The sequence below is a fragment of the Pseudomonas sp. R3-57 genome, assembly GCF_051132065.1.
In the GTDB taxonomy this organism is placed as follows: domain Bacteria; phylum Pseudomonadota; class Gammaproteobacteria; order Pseudomonadales; family Pseudomonadaceae; genus Aquipseudomonas.
In genome coordinates this window covers 797,610-815,848 of record NZ_CP071655.1, presented here as the reverse complement: position 1 = coordinate 815,848, position 18,239 = coordinate 797,610, and the positions used below count along the sequence as shown (strand labels likewise).

General features: G+C 61.7%; 17 protein-coding genes. 12 read left to right on the top strand and 5 right to left on the bottom strand.

Features of this window, described 5'->3' with window-relative positions:
- The gene (locus tag J3P93_RS03780; protein ID WP_434595205.1) at window positions 1-1,728 is read left to right on the top strand and encodes a C13 family peptidase; all 1,728 of its coding nucleotides are present in this window, start codon (window positions 1-3) and stop codon (window positions 1,726-1,728) included.
- A gap of 27 nt (window positions 1,729-1,755) precedes the next feature.
- Window positions 1,756-2,397, top strand: a complete 642-nt coding sequence (locus tag J3P93_RS03775; protein ID WP_203419629.1) for an oxidoreductase — start codon at window positions 1,756-1,758, stop codon at window positions 2,395-2,397.
- 179 nt (window positions 2,398-2,576) lie between these two features.
- Here the strand turns inward: J3P93_RS03775 and J3P93_RS03770 are convergent, their stop codons facing one another.
- The 4 genes from J3P93_RS03770 to J3P93_RS03755 form a co-directional block, all read right to left on the bottom strand.
- Window positions 2,577-2,861 (bottom strand): YceK/YidQ family lipoprotein, encoded by a 285-nt coding sequence (locus J3P93_RS03770; RefSeq protein WP_434595203.1) that lies wholly within the window; start codon window positions 2,859-2,861, stop codon window positions 2,577-2,579.
- Window positions 2,854-3,501: a flavin prenyltransferase UbiX gene (gene ubiX, locus J3P93_RS03765; RefSeq protein ID WP_258447890.1), complete on the bottom strand. Its 648-nt coding sequence runs from the start codon at window positions 3,499-3,501 to the stop codon at window positions 2,854-2,856. Before ubiX ends, J3P93_RS03770 begins: the two co-directional genes overlap by 8 nt.
- Window positions 3,498-4,847: a UDP-N-acetylmuramate:L-alanyl-gamma-D-glutamyl-meso-diaminopimelate ligase gene (mpl, locus tag J3P93_RS03760; protein ID WP_434595201.1), complete on the bottom strand. Its 1,350-nt coding sequence runs from the start codon at window positions 4,845-4,847 to the stop codon at window positions 3,498-3,500. Before mpl ends, ubiX begins: the two co-directional genes overlap by 4 nt.
- 268 nt (window positions 4,848-5,115) lie before the next feature.
- The gene (locus J3P93_RS03755; RefSeq protein WP_434595199.1) at window positions 5,116-7,029 is read right to left on the bottom strand and encodes a sigma-54-dependent Fis family transcriptional regulator; all 1,914 of its coding nucleotides are present in this window, start codon (window positions 7,027-7,029) and stop codon (window positions 5,116-5,118) included.
- Window positions 7,030-7,330: 301 nt separating this feature from the next.
- On the opposite strand from J3P93_RS03755, the gene exaC reads away from it, so the two are divergent.
- The 10 genes from exaC (at window position 7,331) to J3P93_RS03705 (ending at window position 17,352) form a co-directional block, all read left to right on the top strand.
- Complete coding sequence (gene exaC / locus J3P93_RS03750; RefSeq protein ID WP_090286659.1) at window positions 7,331-8,851, top strand: acetaldehyde dehydrogenase ExaC; 1,521 nt, start codon at window positions 7,331-7,333, stop codon at window positions 8,849-8,851.
- 286 nt (window positions 8,852-9,137) lie between these two features.
- A complete protein-coding gene (eat, locus tag J3P93_RS03745; RefSeq protein WP_206415582.1) occupies window positions 9,138-10,589 on the top strand; it encodes an ethanolamine permease in 1,452 nt (483 codons plus the stop codon).
- A 51-nt stretch (window positions 10,590-10,640) separates the two neighbouring features.
- Window positions 10,641-12,035, top strand: a complete 1,395-nt coding sequence (locus J3P93_RS03740) for an ethanolamine ammonia-lyase subunit EutB (protein ID WP_434595195.1) — start codon at window positions 10,641-10,643, stop codon at window positions 12,033-12,035.
- 5 nt (window positions 12,036-12,040) lie between these two features.
- Window positions 12,041-12,865 (top strand): ethanolamine ammonia-lyase subunit EutC, encoded by an 825-nt coding sequence (gene eutC, locus J3P93_RS03735; protein WP_434595192.1) that lies wholly within the window; start codon window positions 12,041-12,043, stop codon window positions 12,863-12,865.
- A gap of 115 nt (window positions 12,866-12,980) precedes the next feature.
- Window positions 12,981-13,442: a GNAT family N-acetyltransferase gene (locus J3P93_RS03730; RefSeq protein ID WP_007958617.1), complete on the top strand. Its 462-nt coding sequence runs from the start codon at window positions 12,981-12,983 to the stop codon at window positions 13,440-13,442.
- Between the two features lie 227 nt (window positions 13,443-13,669).
- Complete coding sequence (locus J3P93_RS03725) at window positions 13,670-14,320, top strand: DedA family protein (protein WP_093097959.1); 651 nt, start codon at window positions 13,670-13,672, stop codon at window positions 14,318-14,320.
- A gap of 3 nt (window positions 14,321-14,323) precedes the next feature.
- Window positions 14,324-15,136: a zinc-dependent peptidase gene (locus J3P93_RS03720; protein WP_434595188.1), complete on the top strand. Its 813-nt coding sequence runs from the start codon at window positions 14,324-14,326 to the stop codon at window positions 15,134-15,136.
- A 112-nt stretch (window positions 15,137-15,248) separates the two neighbouring features.
- Window positions 15,249-15,776, top strand: coding sequence for an inorganic diphosphatase (gene ppa / locus J3P93_RS03715; protein ID WP_003205933.1), 528 nt, complete (start codon window positions 15,249-15,251; stop codon window positions 15,774-15,776).
- A 222-nt stretch (window positions 15,777-15,998) separates the two neighbouring features.
- Window positions 15,999-16,742: a S24 family peptidase gene (locus tag J3P93_RS03710; protein ID WP_434595185.1), complete on the top strand. Its 744-nt coding sequence runs from the start codon at window positions 15,999-16,001 to the stop codon at window positions 16,740-16,742.
- 439 nt (window positions 16,743-17,181) lie between these two features.
- Window positions 17,182-17,352, top strand: a complete 171-nt coding sequence (locus tag J3P93_RS03705) for a hypothetical protein (RefSeq protein WP_336356068.1) — start codon at window positions 17,182-17,184, stop codon at window positions 17,350-17,352.
- A 72-nt stretch (window positions 17,353-17,424) separates the two neighbouring features.
- On the opposite strand, the gene J3P93_RS03700 is transcribed toward J3P93_RS03705, so the two are convergent.
- Window positions 17,425-18,237 (bottom strand): YfaP family protein, encoded by an 813-nt coding sequence (locus tag J3P93_RS03700; protein WP_434595182.1) that lies wholly within the window; start codon window positions 18,235-18,237, stop codon window positions 17,425-17,427.
- Window positions 18,238-18,239: the final 2 nt, after the last annotated feature.

Here is an 18,239-nt window from a genome sequence, read left to right as displayed (position 1 = left end):
ATGCGCTCACTTGCTTGTCTTGCACCCCTTGCCTTGACCCTGATGCTCACCGCTTGCGGCAACGGCGAATCGCTGTTGCCGCCGGATGCACGCCTGCCGGACGGCGGACGCTATCGCGGCGAACTGGTCGATGGCTTGCTGCAAGGCCAGGGCCGTGTCGACTACCCCAACGGCAGCTGGTACGCCGGGCAGTTCGACAAGGGCCAGTGGCACGGTCAGGGCGAATGGCACGGCAGCAACGGCGAGGTCTATCGCGGCCAGTTCGCACAGGGTCTGTTCGACGGTCAGGGTAGCCTGACCACCAACGCCAGCAGCTACACCGGCGGCTTCAAACAGGGCCGGCGCGACGGCGAAGGCACGCTGAAAGAAAACGGCATGACGTACCGTGGCGAATTCCGTGCCGACCAGTATTCCGGGCTCGGCCGTCTGGAAATGGAAGACGGCAGCTCCTATCAGGGCCAGTTCGCCCACGGCAAACCCAACGGTGAAGGCCAGCGCGGCGACGCCAGCGGCAACTCCTTCACCGGCCATTTCGTCAACGGCCAGCTCGAAGGCAACGGCACGTTCAACAGCGCCGACGGCGACATTTACGTGGGCGGCTTCAAGAACAACCAATTGCACGGCAAGGGCCGCTACGAGAACGCCGATGGCGACGTCTGGCTCGGCCAGTTCAAGGAAGGCGCGCTGACCGGCAAGGGCGAACTGATCGGCGCCGACGGCAGCCATTACATCGGCGTATTCAATGATTGGCGCTTCACCGGCCAGGGCCGCTTGAACCTGTCTGACGGCAGCTTCTACATCGGCGGTTTCGACAACGACAGCTATTCCGGGCGCGGCACCCTGGTGCTGACCGATGGCAGCGTGCTCAGCGGCACCTGGATCAATGGCCAGCGCGTGCGTGACGCCGACGGCAAATTGCTGCCCGACACCCTTGAACTCGGTCTGCTCGCGCAGGGCCGTTTGCTCGAAGACGCGCTGAGCGCGATACCGGCCTCGACCCCGGCCGTGGAGCTGTACACCCTGACCCTCGGCGGCGACGGCAAGCAAAGCGTGTTTCTGCGCGAGTCGGACTTTGTCGCCAACATGCTCAACACGCGTTTCGGTGCCTTCGGCCAGATTCGTCTGGTCAATCATCGCGACCACCTCGGCGACCGGCCGATGGCCACCCGCGAAAACCTGCGCCGCGCCGCGCAAGCCCTGGCCGAACGCAGTGGCCCGGAAGACTTGCTGTTCATCTACCTGACCAGCCACGGCACCGCCGAGCATGAACTGGTGCTCGATCAGCCGCGCATGGAACTGGCCGACCTGCCCGCCGACGAACTCGCTGCGGTGCTGGCGCCGTTGAAACACCGTGACAAGATCATCGTTATTTCGTCGTGCTATTCCGGCGGTTTCATTCCAGCGCTGAAAGACGAACGCACTCTGATCATGACCGCCTCGCGCGCCGACCGGGTGTCGTTCGGCTGTTCAGAAGAGGCCAATTTCACCTACTTCGGCGACGCACTGTTCGCCCAGGCGCTGAACCAGACCGACGATCTTGAGCAAGCGTTCAAACTGGCCAAGGCCACCGTCGCCGAGCGTGAACTGGCGGACGGATTCGAAGCCTCGGAGCCGCAAATCTGGGCGCCGAAAACCGTGTTGTCGCACTGGCAACTGCTGCGCAAACAGCAGGCCCGTAAAGCGTTGCAAAGTGCTGCGTTGAACGACGTGGCGACAAAAGGCAACTAAGCTGAACAGTATCAAGGGAGAGACACTATGTACTTGACGCCTCAGCACGTATTGCTTGCCGGAGCCACCGGACTGACCGGTGAACATCTACTCGATCGCCTGCTCAACGAACCGACGATTTCGCGCGTGCTCGCCCCTTCGCGTCGCCCCCTGGCGGAACATCCACACCTGGAAAACCCGGTCGGCGATCCGCAGGTATTTCTGCCGCAGCTGAGCGGTCGCGTCGATATCGCTTATTGCTGCCTCGGCACCACGATCAAGCAGGCGGGTTCGGAAGAAGCCTTTCGCGCGGTGGATCTGGACATGGTCGTGGCGTTCGCCAAGCGCGCGCGGGAAATGGGCGCGCGGCATCTGATCGTGATCAGTGCGATTGGCGCCGATCCGAAATCCTCGGTGTTCTACAACCGGGTCAAAGGCGAAATGGAACAGGCACTGCGCGCGCAGGACTGGCCGCAGCTGACCATCTGCCGGCCTTCATTGCTGCTGGGCGAGCGGGTTGAACCGCGTCTGGCCGAGCAACTGGCCGGGCCGTTGTCGAAGCTGATTCCGGGAAAGTACCGCGGCATCGAAGCCTGCCACTTGGCGCGGGCGATGTGGCGGCTGGCGCTGGAAGAGCAGGATGGGGTGCGGGTGATCGAGTCGGATGAGTTGCGCAAGCTCGGCAAATAACCGTCTCTGGGTTGATCGTTCCCACGCTCTGCGTGGGAATGCCTCTTCGGACGCTCCGCGTTCGGCTCTGGAAGGGACGCGGAGCGTCCCAGGCTGCATTCCCACGCGGAGCGTGGGAACGATCAGTCGCAGAGCAACTGAGGGAGCCAGCCTGCTGGCGATGGAGTGCGCAGCACTCCCTACAATCCGCCCGTCGCCTGAAAACCCACGCCAATCACAGTCAGCAGTGACAACGGCAACAACAGTGTATCGAGCAGCGCACTGGCCGGCAGGTCCACCCCGGGATAGCTCGGCGCCTCGGCGCCGAAGCGGTCTTTCGCACAACAGCCACCATTGAGCGCATACCAATCCAGTCGCGTACCGGAATACACCACCGGCGCGCCGGGTTTCGCCGCGTCCAGCGTCCGCGCTGTGGCGCAGCCGGTCAATTGCACGGCCAGCACCAGCGCCAGCAGCTTATTCATCGCTGCTCAGATGATGCTCGCCCCACCGCGGCAGCATGTCTTGCGGGATGCCGAGCAGATTGAGAATGCGCGCCACGACAAAATCGATCAGATCATCGATGGTCTGCGGCTGGTGATAAAACCCCGGCGATGCCGGCAGAATCGTCACGCCCATGTTCGACAGCTTGAGCATGTGCTCCAGATGAATGCTCGAATACGGCGCCTCGCGCGGCACCAGAATCAACTGGCGGCGCTCTTTCAACGTGACGTCAGCGGCGCGCTCGATCAGGTTGTTGCAGGCGCCGGTCGCAATGGCCGACAACGTGCCGGTCGAGCACGGCACCACGACCATTGCCGCCGGCGCACCGGAGCCCGAGGCCACCGGCGACATCCAGTCTTCCTTGCCGTACACGCGAATCTGCCCGGCGGCTGCGCCGGTGTATTCGGTGAGAAACGCCTGCATCATCTGTGGCTTGGCCGGCAACGACACGTCGGTTTCGGTGGCCATCACCAGTTGCGCAGCCTTGGAAATCAGAAAGTGCACTTCGCGATCTTCACGCACCAGACAATCGAGCAGACGCAAACCGTACTGCGCGCCGGACGCGCCGGTCATCGCCAGCGTGATGCGTTCCGGGCCACCGGCCTGCGAGTAACCGTTCATTGCAGCGCCTCGGCGAGTTTGCCGTGCAGACCACCGAAGCCACCGTTGCTCATGATCACCACATGCGTGCCCGGCTGGGCCTGGCTCTTCACGCGTTCAATGATGCCTTCCAGCGAATCGCTGACAATCGACGGCACCGTGCACAGCGCGGCAGTCGCGGCCAGGTCCCAGCCAAGATTGGCCGGGGCGTACCAGATCACCTGATCGGCATCGACCACGCTGTCCGGCAAACCGTCACGGTGCGCGCCGAGCTTCATCGAATTGGAGCGCGGCTCGATGATCGCGATCAGCGGCGCGTCGCCAATGCGCTTGCGCAGGCCATCAAGGGTGGTGGCGATGGCAGTCGGGTGGTGGGCAAAGTCGTCGTAAATGGTGATGCCGCGCACTTCCGCGACTTTTTCCATGCGGCGTTTGACGTTCTTGAATGCGCTGAGACCGGCAATGCCCATTGACGGCACCACGCCGACATGCCGCGCTGCTGCCAGCGCCGCCAGGGCGTTGGCGACGTTGTGCTGGCCGGTCAGCTCCCATTCAACGGTGCCTTGCGACGCGCCTTCGAACATCACTTCGAACGCCGAACCGTCTTCGCTGAGCAGTTTGACCTGCCACTGACCGCCGGCACCGGTGGTTTGCACCGGGGTCCAGCAACCCATCTCGATCACCCGCTGCAACGCCGGCTCGGTGGTCGGGTGAATAACCAGACCTTCGCTCGGGATGGTGCGGACCAAGTGATGGAATTGCCGCTCGATCGCTGGCAGATCCGGGAAGATATCGGCGTGATCGAATTCCAGATTGTTGAGAATGGCCGTGCGCGGGCGGTAATGGACGAACTTCGAACGTTTGTCGAAGAACGCGCTGTCGTATTCATCGGCCTCGATCACGAAGAACGGCGTACCGCCCAGCCGCGCCGACACCGAGAAATTCTGCGGCACACCGCCGATCAGGAAGCCCGGGCTCATGCCAGCGTGTTCCAGCACCCAGGCGAGCATGCTGCTGGTGGTGGTCTTGCCGTGGGTGCCGGCAACTGCCAGCACCCAACGACCTTGCAGCACATGATCAGCCAGCCACTGCGGGCCGGAGACGTACGGCAGGCCTTTGTTCAGCACGTATTCCACGGCCGGGTTGCCACGGGACATGGCATTGCCAATCACCACCAGATCCGGCGCCGGATCGAGCTGCGCCGGGTCGTAGCCCTGAGTCAGTTGAATGCCCTGGGCTTCGAGCTGTGTGCTCATCGGTGGATAGACGTTGGCGTCGGAGCCGGTCACATGATGGCCCAGCTCTTTGGCCAACACCGCCATCGAGCCCATGAAAGTCCCGCAGATACCCAGAATATGAATGTGCATAGTCGACCTCGTAAAACATGGCCGCAGGTTAGCGTAGGGAGGGGGAAATGGCACTCTTTAGGTGAAGTCTGCGCACGGGTACGCCGCTAGATCTCGGGTTCGGTTTTCGACTGTAGCCCCTCACCCCAGCCCTCTCCCGAGGGAGAGGGAGCCGATCTCGGTCACTTTCAGATCCTGAGTTCGGCTCGATATCGCAAGTTGGCGAAAATTTCGCAAACAACGCGGTCGGTTCCTTCTCCCTCTGGGAGAGGGCCAGGGTGAGGGCCTTCTAGCTGACACGCCGCTCAATCCCGTGCTTGCGCAGCTTCCTGTAAAGCGTATTGCGGCTGATGCCCAGTTGCTCAGCAGTGCGAGTCATATGCCAATGCGCTTGCTCCAACGCATTAAGCAACGCAGAACGTTCAGCATCTTCCAGCGGTCGCTCGCAAGACTCCACCGCCACAACCACCGGCCGCACCTGCCGAATCATCCCCGGCAAATCCTCCACCCCGACCCGCCCCTCATCACACAACGCCGCTAACGTCCGCAGCACATTGCGCAACTGCCGCACATTGCCCGGCCAGTCGAACGCCAGCAACGCCTGACGCGCCGTCTCTTCAATCACAATCGCCTCACCGCCCGCCTCCTCGGCGAGCAGAAAATCCAGCAACTGCGCCTTGTCACTGCGCTCGCGTAACGCCGGCAGCGCAACTTCGAGCCCATTCAAGCGGTAATACAAATCCTCGCGAAAACTGCCGTCCTCGACCCGTTCGAGCAGATTGCGGTGGGTGGCGCTGATGATCCGCACATTGACCGTCTCCGGTTCGCCGCCGAGCGGCACCACCTGGCGATCTTCCAGCACCCGCAGCAAACGGGTTTGCAGAGCCAGCGGCATGTCGCCGATTTCATCGAGAAACAGGGTGCCGCCATCGGCCTGCTGCAACTTGCCGCGCATGCCGTCCTTGCGTGCGCCGGTGAAGCTGCCGCCGCGATAACCGAACAGTTCGCTCTCGATCAGGCTCTCCGGGATCGCCGCGCAATTGAGCGCGACGAAGGTCTTGCCCGAGCGCTGACTGGCCTGATGCACAGCCTTGGCGAAGGCTTCCTTGCCGGTGCCGGTTTCGCCGTTGATCAGTAGCGGCACATCGCGTTCGAACACGCGCAGGGCTTTTCGGAAACTGGCTTGCAGCGCCTCGTCACCGAGGCAGATGCCGGGCAGGCGCGGCGCTTCGATGATTTTCGCCGGGGCCGGGATGGGCAGCGGTTTGCGCGATTCGCCGCGCAGTACCGCAAACAGATGCCGGCCGTCGCGGGTGCGCAGCGGCCAACTGGCGCTGGCATTGGCACTGGCGCGAGCGAGCAAGTCATCGAGAGAACAATCGAAAAACGCTTCCACCGGTTTGCCCAGCAAGCCGCCGCGCATATGCCCAAGCAGGTTCAACGCACTCTGGTTGACTGCGCTGATCCGTCCTTCCCCGTCAAACGCCAGCAAGCCTTCGCTGAATAGCCCGACCGACTCGGCCTGCAGATGAAAACGCAGCAACCATTGGTTATCGAAGCAGCGCAGGAAGTAGCAACTCTCGATCATCTTCGCCGACAGATTGACCAGCGCCATGGTGTGGAACTGGCTCTGGCGCGAAACCTCGTGGCGCGCCGAAGACACGTCGAGCACAGCGAGCAATTCGCCGTGCGGGTCGAACACCGGGCTCGCCGAGCAGGTCAGGCCGGTGTGGCGGCCGCGAAAGTGTTCGTCCTGATGAATGGTCAGCGCCTGGCGCTCGACCAGGCAAGTGCCGATGCCGTTGGTGCCTTCGCAGGCTTCACTCCAGTCGGCGCCGAGCCAGAGCCCGGCGCGTTCGAAAATCTTGCGTTCGGCCGGCGCGGTGACGCAATTGAGGATCACCCCCCGCGCATCGGTCAGCAACACCGCGTGGCCGGCGCCGGAAAGCTGTTGATGCAGGCTGCTCATTTCCGTCCCGGCAATTTGCAGCACTTGCTGCAGACGTTCGCGGCTTTCCAGCACACGCCCGTGTTCGAGCACGGTCGGGGCCATGCTCAGGGCCGGGTCGAGGTGATAGTCCTGCAGACACCGCCGCCAGGAGCGGGCGATCGACGGGTCGGCACCGGGGCCGTGCAAATGCGGCTTGCCCTGGGTGGCGGTGAGGACCTGGCGGGCATGGCGACTCAAATGGTTGTCGTGCATTTCTTATTGTTCTCCCCGAGGCGCGGCGGCCCAATGCTGAGGTGACGCCCAGCATCCTCCAGGCACCGGCGCATTGCAATGCTGGCAAGACCGCCCGGTCACGGGCTGTGCCAGAAACGGTACAAATCGTCACCGCAGCTGTACCGAACCCCTCACAGCATCACCCCGCTCGTCCGAGACAAACCGTGCAACGCCTTGATTTGCCTGACCTGCGCGGCAATGGCCCGGCCCTTGCTCTACGCTTATAGCAAGCGCACTTGCGCGTTTCTCTAATAAGTACAAAGCCAAGGAGAACATCATCATGCGTTACGCTCACCCCGGTACTGACGGCGCCAAGGTCTCGTTCAAGAGCAAGTACGGTAACTACATCGGCGGCGAGTTCGTCGCGCCGGTCAAAGGTCAGTACTTCACCAACACCTCGCCAGTGAATGGCCAGCCGATTGCCGAATTCCCCCGTTCCACCGCCGAAGACATCGACAAGGCGCTGGACGCCGCCCATGCCGCCGCCGATGCCTGGGGTGCGACTTCGGTGCAGGCGCGCTCGCTGATCCTGCTGAAAATCGCCGACCGCATCGAAGCCAACCTCGAATTGCTGGCGATCACCGAAACCTGGGACAACGGCAAGGCCATTCGCGAAACCCTCAACGCCGACATCCCGCTGGCCGCCGACCACTTCCGCTACTTCGCCGGTTGCCTGCGCGCGCAGGAAGGTAGCGCCGCGGAAATTGACGGCAACACCGTGGCCTATCACATTCATGAACCGCTGGGCGTGGTCGGCCAGATCATCCCGTGGAACTTCCCGCTGCTGATGGCCGCGTGGAAACTCGCCCCGGCGCTGGCCGCCGGTAACTGCGTGGTCCTCAAGCCCGCCGAGCAAACGCCGCTGGGCATCTGCGTGCTGATGGAGTTGATCGGTGACTTGCTGCCGCCGGGCGTGCTCAACGTCGTGCAAGGCTTCGGCAAAGAGGCCGGCGAAGCGCTGGCGACCAGCAAGCGCATCGCCAAGATCGCCTTCACCGGCTCGACCCCGGTCGGTTCGCACATCATGAAATGCGCGGCGGAAAACATCATTCCGTCCACCGTGGAACTGGGCGGCAAATCACCGAACATCTTCTTCGAAGACATCATGCAAGCCGAACCGAGCTTCATCGAAAAAGCCGCTGAAGGCCTGGTGCTGGCGTTCTTCAACCAGGGCGAAGTGTGCACCTGCCCGTCCCGCGCGCTGGTACAGGAATCGATCTACGACGAATTCATGCAGGCAGTGATGAAGAAAGTCAGCCAGATCAAACGCGGCGACCCGCTCGACACCGACACCATGGTCGGTGCCCAGGCATCCGAGCAGCAATTCGACAAGATTTTGTCCTACCTGGAAATCGCCAAGGGCGAAGGCGCCGAGCTGCTGACGGGCGGCAAAGTGGAAAAACTCGAAGGCAGCCTGGCCACCGGTTATTACATCCAGCCGACCCTGCTCAAGGGCACCAACAAGATGCGCGTGTTCCAGGAAGAAATCTTCGGCCCGGTGGTGAGCATCACCACCTTCAAGGACGAAGCCGAAGCCCTGGCGATCGCCAACGACACCGAGTTCGGCCTCGGCGCCGGTCTGTGGACCCGCGACATCAATCGCGCCTACCGCATGGGCCGGGCGATCAAGGCCGGCCGCGTGTGGACCAACTGCTACCACCTGTACCCGGCGCATGCCGCGTTCGGTGGTTACAAGAAGTCCGGTGTCGGCCGTGAAACCCACAAGATGATGCTCGACCACTATCAGCAGACCAAGAACCTGCTGGTGAGCTACGACATCAATCCGTTGGGCTTCTTCTAAGCGGATGGGGCGAAGCAGTGATTACCGCATCGCCCTTTGTTGATCGTTCCCACGCTCCGCGTGGGAATGCCTCAACGGACGCTCCGCGTTCGGTTTCGAAGGGACGCGGAGCGTCCCGGGCTGCATTCCCACGCAGAGCGTGGGAACGATCAGGTTCCCGGCTGTAGCGGGGACAATAAAAGCCGAACGCGGAGCGTCCGTTGAGGCATTCCTTCGCTGCGCGTAGGGACGATCAGGTTCCTGGCGATACCGCCGGGCCAATAAAACAATAAGAAAGGTGCACCCTATGCCAAGCGAATCCCCGGCTGGCGCTCCGGCGACCGGCTCCTCTGTCGACTTCGAAAAAGTCGGCACCGACTACTTCCAGCAACGCGAATTGAAAAAAGGCGCCGCCGGCTGGGTCCTGCTGGTGGGCCTGGGCGTTGCTTACGTGATTTCCGGCGACTACGCCGGCTGGAACTTCGGCCTCGCCCAGGGTGGCTGGGGCGGCATGTTTCTCGCCACGCTGCTGATGGCGACCATGTACCTGTGCATGTGCTTCTCCCTCGCCGAACTGTCCTCGATGATCCCCACCGCCGGCGGTGGTTACGGCTTTGCCCGCAGCGCGTTCGGACCGTGGGGCGGATTTCTCACTGGCACCGCAATCCTCATCGAATATGCAATTGCGCCCGCCGCCATCGCGGTGTTCATCGGTGCTTACTGCGAGTCGCTGTTCGGCATCGGCGGCTGGGTGATCTATCTGGCCTTCTACATCATCTTTATCGCCATCCATATTTTCGGCGTAGGCGAAGCGCTCAAGCTGATGTTCATCATCACCGCTGTCGCCGCGTTGGCGCTGGGAGTGTTTCTGGTGGCGATGGTGCCGCACTTCGATGTCGCCAACCTGCTCGACATTCCGGTCACCGCCGCTGCCGGCGCCAGCCCGTTCCTGCCATTCGGCTATGTTGGCGTGTGGGCGGCGATTCCCTATGCGATCTGGTTCTTCCTCGCCGTCGAAGGCGTGCCGCTGGCAGCGGAAGAAACCAAGAATCCCAAACGCGACCTGCCGCGTGGCCTGATCGGCGCGATGCTGGTGCTGTTGATGTTCGCCTTGCTGATTCTGATCGTCGGCCCCGGTGGCGCCGGCGCAAATTCGCTGCTGACCTCCGGCAATCCGCTGGTCGAAGCCTTGAGCAAAGCCTATGGCGGCTCGACCTGGATGGGCAGCTTCGTCAACCTCGTTGGCCTGGCCGGGCTGATCGCCAGTTTCTTCTCGATCATCTACGCCTACTCGCGGCAGATCTTTGCGTTGTCGCGGGCCGGTTACCTGCCGCGCAAATTGTCGCAGACCAACAAGAGCAAGGCGCCGGTGCTGGCGCTAGTAATTCCCGGGATTATCGGCTTCGGGCTGTCATTGACCGGTCAGGGCGACCTGCTGATTCTGGTGGCGGTGTTCGGCGCAACCATTTCCTACGTGCTGATGATGGCCGCGCACATCACGCTGCGCATCCGCCGCCCCAAAATGGATCGGCCGTATCGCACGCCGGGCGGGATTTTCACTTCGGGCGTGGCGCTGGTGCTGGCGTGCATCGCCGTGGTGGCGGGGTTCCTCGTCGATCCACGGGTGGTGATCGGCGCCGCCATCATCTATGGAGTGTTAATTGCTTACTTTGCCTTCTACAGTCGGCATCACTTGGTAGCGGGCACGCCGGAAGAAGAATTCGCAGCGATTCAGAAAGCTGAACAAGCCTTGCACTGATTGTCGAAAACCACGGCGCAGAGTGTTCTGCGCCGTCACGGAGAACGCTGAATGGCCAGTTTTGCTCACACGGTCGGCGCGCAGACCTACCGCTTCGACAGCCTCAAAGACCTCATGGCCAAGGCCAGTCCGGCACGTTCGGGGGATTTTCTCGCGGAAATCGCCGCGCTCAATGACGGCGAGCGCGTCGCCGCACAAATGGCCCTGGCTAACACCCCACTCACGCATTTTCTGCAGGAAGCGCTGGTTCCCTACGAAGCCGATGAAGTCACCCGACTGATCATCGATACCCACGACAAGCAGGCCTTTGCAGTCGTCAGCCATCTCACCGTCGGTGGCTTTCGCGACTGGCTGCTCAGCGACGCCGCCGACGAAACCAGTCTGCGCCTGCTGGCCCCCGGCCTGACGCCGGAAATGGTCGCAGCCGTGTCAAAGATCATGCGCGTACAGGATCTGGTGCTGGTGGCGCAAAAGATTCGCGTGGTGACGAAATTCCGCGGCACCCTCGGCTTGAAAGGTCGCCTGTCGACCCGCCTGCAGCCCAACCACCCGACCGATGAGCCGTCCGGGATCGCCGCGAGCATTCTCGACGGCCTGCTCTACGGCAATGGCGACGCGATGATCGGCATCAATCCCGCCACCGACAGCATTGCCTCGATCTGCGCCATGCTGGAAATGCTCGACGCGATCATCCAGCGCTACGACATTCCGACCCAGGCCTGCGTACTCACCCACGTCACCACCTCCATCGAGGCGATCAACCGTGGCGTGCCGCTGGATCTGGTGTTCCAGTCGATCGCTGGCACCGAAGCGGCCAACGCCAGTTTCGGTATCAATCTGAATGTGTTGCAGGAAGGCTATGACGCCGGGTTGAGCCTGAACCGCGGCACCCTCGGGCAGAACCTGATGTATTTCGAAACCGGTCAGGGCAGCGCGCTGTCGGCCAATGCCCACCACGGCGTCGATCAACAGACCTGCGAGACGCGAGCCTATGCCGTGGCGCGGCATTTCAAGCCGTTTCTGGTGAACACGGTTGTGGGATTTATCGGCCCGGAATACCTCTACAACGGCAAACAGATCATCCGCGCCGGCCTCGAAGATCACTTCTGCGGCAAGTTGCTTGGCGTGCCGATGGGCTGTGACATCTGCTACACCAACCACGCCGAAGCCGATCAGGACGACATGGACACCCTGCTGACGCTCCTCGGTGTCGCCGGGATCAACTTCATCATGGGCATCCCCGGCTCCGATGACATCATGCTCAATTACCAGACCACCTCATTCCACGACGCCCTCTACGCCCGGCAGACCCTGGGCCTGAAACCGGCGCCGGAGTTCGAGCAGTGGCTGGCCAACATGGGCATCTTCACGCAAGCCGATGGCAAGGTGCGCTTTGGCAACAATCTGCCGCCGGCCTTCCGCCAGGCGCTGGCGCAATTGGGATGAGTGGCATGGAAAAACCGCCTGTAGACCCGCAAAACCCGTGGCTGCAACTGCGTCGCCTGACTCCGGCGCGTATTGCTCTGGGCCGTACCGGCACGAGCCTGCCGACCGGCGCTCAGCTGGATTTCCAGCTCGCCCATGCGCAGGCGCGCGATGCGGTGCACCTGCCGTTCGATCATGCCGGGCTCAGCGCACAGTTGCAGGAGGAAGGACGCGAAAGCCTGCTGCTGCACAGCGCGGCGCCGGATCGCAACACCTATCTGCAACGCCCGGACCTGGGCCGCAAGCTCAGCGACGAGTCGGCGCAATCTTTGCGCGATTACGCCAGCGCCCATCCGGGCGGCGTCGATCTGGCGATTGTCGTCGCGGACGGCTTGTCGGCCTTGGCCGTGCATCGACATACCTTGCCGTTTATCAAGCGCCTGGAAGATCAGATGAGCGCCGACGGCTGGTCGCTCGCACCCGTGCTGCTGGTGGAACAGGGCCGCGTTGCCATCGGCGACGAAATCGGCCAATTGCTCGGGGCGAAAATGCTGGTGATGCTGATCGGCGAGCGGCCGGGCCTGAGTTCGCCGGACAGCCTCGGCCTGTATTTCACCTATGCGCCCAAGGTCGGCCTGACCGACGCTTACCGCAATTGCATCTCCAATGTCCGCCTGGAGGGATTGAGCTATGGCATGGCGGCGCATCGCCTGCTGTATCTGATGCGTGAAGCCTGTCGACGGCAGCTGTCGGGGGTCAATCTGAAGGACGAAGCCCAACTGCAGACGCTGGAGTCGGACGATGAGGTGAACATGAAGGGCAATTTCCTGCTTGATCCGCCGCCCGCCTGAACCGTTTCCGCATTGCCTTTCTGCGCCGGTTTCAGGCAGGATCGAAGCACGGCCGCCAGGGTTTCCCATCGCCGTCAGAGCAGTTGAAGACAGCCACTTGAAGACGAGACCTATCATGCGGATTATTCAAGCGACCCTCGAACATCTGGATTTGCTGACCCCGTTGTTCGTCAAATATCGCGAGTTCTACGGTTCCCTGCCTTACCCGGATTCCTCCCGCGCCTTTCTCGAAAAGCGCCTGCGCCGCAAGGAATCGGTGATCTACCTGGCCCTGGCCGATGACGACGACAAGAAACTCATGGGTTTCTGTCAGCTCTATCCAAGCTTTTCCTCGCTGTCGCTCAAGCGCGTGTGGATCCTCAACGACATCTATGTCGCCGAAGACGCGCGCCGGCAATTGGTGGCCGACAACCTGATCCGCACCGCGAAAAAAATGGCCAAGGAAACCCAGGCCGTGCGCATGCGCGTCTCCACCAGCGCCGACAACGAAGTGGCGCAGAAAACCTACGAATCCATCGGATTCAAGGAAGACACCGAGTTCAAGAACTACGTGTTGCCGATCAGCGACGAGCTCTGATCGCCATCAGCCGGGTGCTGAGGGAGCACGCTCCCTCGCCACACGTCGGGTCTGCCTGACAATTGATCACAGGCGACATTCCTCGCGACAAAACCGACACGCATTCCTCCTGCCAGACCGTATAATCGCGAGCTTTCCGGCTTGTAAGAAAAACTACACCTCGCTGTAGGCTTACACGAAGTCATCCGCACAGGCCTGCCGAGTCGGGCCGCCATACAGGTGCCTCCATGGATTTCAACCCGCTCGACCTTATCCTGCATCTCGACGTCTACCTCGATTTGCTGGTGAACAACTATGGGCCATGGATCTACGCCATCCTGTTTCTGGTGATCTTCTGCGAAACCGGTCTGGTGGTGATGCCGTTCCTGCCGGGCGACTCGCTGCTGTTCATTGCCGGCGCCGTGGCGGCGGGTGGTGGCATGGACCCGGTATTGCTGGGTGGTCTGCTGATGCTCGCGGCGATCCTTGGCGACAGCACCAACTACGTGATCGGGCGCACCGCCGGGGAAAAGCTGTTCAGCAATCCCAATTCGAAAATATTCCGCCGCGACTACCTGCAAAAAACTCACGATTTCTACGACAAGCACGGCGGCAAGACCGTGACCATGGCGCGCTTCCTGCCGATCATCCGTACGTTTGCGCCATTCGTCGCCGGCATCGCGCGCATGCCGTATCCGCGCTTTTTCGGTTTCAGCGTACTGGGCACAATCCTCTGGGTCGGTGGCCTGGTGACGCTCGGCTACTTCTTCGGCAATGTGCCGTTCATCAAGAAGAACCTGTCGCTGCTGGTGGTGGCCATTATCCTGCTGTCGCTGGTGCCGATGATCATCGGTGTGGTGCGCAGCCGTTTTGGCGGCACCAAAGCGCAATCGCACTAAGCGATGTGGTCGCTGAGCGCCTGGCGTCGCCGGCGCATTCTGGCCAGGCATCCGATTGCCGATGATGTCTGGCAGCGGGTGCGCCATCATCTGAGCTTTCTTGATGGCCTCAGCGCCGCGCAAGACCAGTGGCTGCGCGACGCCTGTGTGCTGTTCCTTGAAGACAAACACCTGAGTGCCCTGCCCGGCGTCGAACTGCATCAGGAACAACGCCTGCTGCTCGCCGCCCAGGCGCAGTTGCCGCTGCTCAACCTCGGTGATTTGAACTGGTATCAGGGCTTTCATGAGATCGTCCTTTACCCCGACGACTTCCTCAGCCCGCAACGCCATCGCGACGCCAGCGGCATCGAGCACGAGTGGGACGGCGAACACAGCGGCGAAGCCTGGCAACAGGGGCCGGTGATTCTCGCCTGGCCGGGCGTCATGGCCAGCGGTGGCTGGGAAGGCTACAACCTGGTCATCCACGAACTGGCGCACAAACTCGACATGCTCAACGGCGACGCCAATGGCCTGCCGCCGCTGCACGCCGCCATGCGCGTCAGCGACTGGGCTGAGGTGATGCAGGCGGCCTACGACGATCTCAACCGCCAGCTAGACCATGATCCCGATGCCGAAACCGCCATCGATCCGTACGCCGCGGAGAACCCGGCGGAGTTCTTCGCAGTCACCAGTGAATACTTTTTCAGCGCCCCGGATCTGCTGCACGAGGCCTATCCGCAGGTGTACGCGCAGTTGCAGCTTTTCTACCGCCAGGACCCGTTGGGCAGGTTGCGGCAACTTCAGGCCACAGACCCGGTCTATCAGGCGCACGACTAAGCTGCACACGACTTTCGGTCCATGGCGTCGACGGCAGAATATGCCTATAATCGCCGCCACTTTTTGGTCAATCCGGCCAAGTGTTTTTGGTCAACTACGGGGGCAACGCCCAATGAGCTACAGCAAGATTCCGGCTGGCAAAGACCTGCCGAACGACATCTACGTCGCGATCGAGATCCCGGCCAACCACGCGCCGATCAAATACGAAATCGACAAAGACAGCGATTGCCTGTTCGTTGACCGTTTCATGGCCACCCCAATGTTCTACCCGGCCAACTACGGTTACATCCCGAACACTCTGGCTGACGACGGTGATCCCCTCGACGTGCTGGTCGTGACCCCTTACCCGGTTGCCCCAGGTTCGGTGATCCGCGCACGTCCGGTCGGCATCCTGAACATGACCGACGACGGCGGCGGCGATGCCAAAGTCATCGCAGTGCCACACGACAAGCTGTCGCAGCTGTACGTCGACGTGAAGGAATACACCGACCTGCCGCCACTGCTGATCCAGCAGATCGAGCACTTCTTTGCGAACTACAAGGATCTCGAAAAAGGCAAATGGGTCAAGATCGAAGGCTGGGCCGGTGCAGACGCCGCCCGCGAAGCGATCACCAAGTCGGTTGCCGCCTACAAAGGCTAAGCGACGGCTCGCTGCGTGATGCTTGAGAAAACCCCGGTTGACCCGGGGTTTTTTATGTCCGGCCTAAGCTCGCTTAAACAAGCTGTTTAGAGCGGACTACAGAAAAGTTTTAAGCCGTGTAATTTCCCACAAGTGCGGCTTACATCCCGTCGCAAAATTCAGCCCGATTTTGAACGCGCGGTTTATTCAAACCGCTCTGGCACGGCCGTAGACTCCGTGTTTATGAGAAAGAACACTAGCGGTCCAAGATTCAAGGCACTCCTGGAAGCTGCGAACATCTCGACGACGGGTTTCGCAAAGTTCTGGGGCACGGAAGCCCAAAATGTCCACAACTGGTACACCCGGGGCGTCCCGGCGTATCGCATGGAAGAAGTCTCACGCCTGCTGTCCGTCAACAGCGAATGGCTGAAAACCGGCGAAGGCACCAAGGAATCCCCAAGCCTCAGCCCACCGGCGAGCAATGGCGACCATTTCGACGCCAACGACCCGCAAGGCAGCTACCGATTCATCCACCCCAACGACGTCGAACTGGCCTTTTTCAAGGAAACGCCGCTCGACAGCTCCGACAAGACCCACGTCATCCAGGATCCGGACCTCTCGATCCGCCTGCTGCGCGCCCACCTCGACCAGCTCGAAGTGCGCCCCGGCGACGCCATCTGCGCCCACATGATCGGCAACAGCATGGCCGACCGCATCGAAGACGGCTCCATCGTCGCCATCGACCGCAGCCTCACCCAGGTCGTCGACGGCGAAATCTACGCCATCGAACACGACGGCATGCTGCGCATCAAATACCTGCACCGCATGCCCGGCAACGGCCTGCGCCTGCGCAGCCACAACAGCGCCGAGTACCCGGACGAGGTCTTCCGCCCGGCACAGATCGAGGAGCAAAGGATTCACATCTTGGGCTGGGTGTTCTGGTGGTCGACGGTGAGCAAGCGCCGGCCGGTGGTGCCGTTTCTTTGAACTGACGCAGCTTATGGCTCCTGCACCGAACCCTGTGGGAGCCAGCCTGCTGGCGATGAGGCCCTTCATGGCGGTCCAGATCCGCTTTTGCGCCCCGGAAATCGCTCTAATCCGCACTCTGGGCTGGGCATCCCAGGCAAAACTCAGTATCCTGCGCCCCACATTTGCGCATCGACCCGCTCCCGCGGCTCAGATGACGCCCGACGCGGCAGACCAACGTCTGACCAAGTCCCACAGCCGGACGCAAGATCCGGATGTACGTTTTGAAGGCTGGCGCGGCTTACCAAAAATAAGCCAAGCCAGTCCCCGAGAAGCCGGCCACAAGCCGGCTTTTTAATGCCTGAAAGAAATCACATTTACTGGCTGAAACGTATTTCTCGCTTGTACATCGCGTAATGCATTGGCTACCGTTGGGCCAAATCTCGCAGGAAGTAGACAAATGCCAATAGTCTCGCTTCACGTTGAAGACGCGCTGAAGCATATTGCCGAACTTGGCGAGCCCCCGTGCGACGGAAAGCGCAGCAGTGATGAAGATGAACAACTTACCGCCACCGTTAAAGATCGCCTCGCCGCTCCTGAACGGGAAAAGGTCATACTGGCTGAGCTGTAAGTCGAGCGTCGAACACGAATTAAGTAACCAGATACTGCCGAGCGCATTGCTCCAACCTGTGGACCAATTCCCTCACGGATAACTAAACGATTTCACCAACGTCAGCTCACCCACCGCCCGCATCGGCACCAGAAACGTCTCCATTTTCTCACTCGGCGTGCCCTCTTCGGTGATCACCGTCACCTGCGCCGTGGTCAACGCCTGCACCGCCTCGCCCTCGCCCTCGTCATCCTCGCGATAGCCACCGCCGTAATAATTCACATACACCAGATATTGGCCTTTGATCGGCGCGGGCATGGCTGCGATTTCTGGGCCGTAGCCGGTGGTGACGTCGACGTCGAGGGCGGCGCCGTTGGGTGCGACGCGGTTGCCGTACCAGATGTGCGCACCGTCGGGGGTGATCAGGTGCAGGTCGAGGTCGGTGCCGTCGCTGTCCCAGGCCAGCAGTACGCGCAGTTTGGCCGGGGTGGCGCCGCCGCGAGTGTTGAGGAATTGGGTACGGTGGCGTTGTTGGCCGTCGGGGCTGCGCACTTCGACGCTGTTGCTGCCGTTCGGGAACGAAAACGGACGGTCGAAGCGACCGCTGGCGTCGATTTTCAGCGGCATGCTGACGCCGTTGACGATCAGGCGGCCGGGCTGGTTGTTTTTCGCGCTGGCTTTGATTTCGCCGCTGATGCGCGCGGTATTGGCCTGGCCAATCGGGGTGTTCACCGACGAAGCCGGGTAGTTGACGGTCTGGCGAAAGCTCTCGCCCTCACCTTCCGGTGCGCCGCTGCGCCAGCCGCTGATCGGGGTGTCAAGTTTGACGCTGTCGGCGGCGTAGATCGGCGCCAGCGCGGTCAGCGTGCAGAGCAGCAGCAAGACCTGTGGATAACGGAGTGTCATGG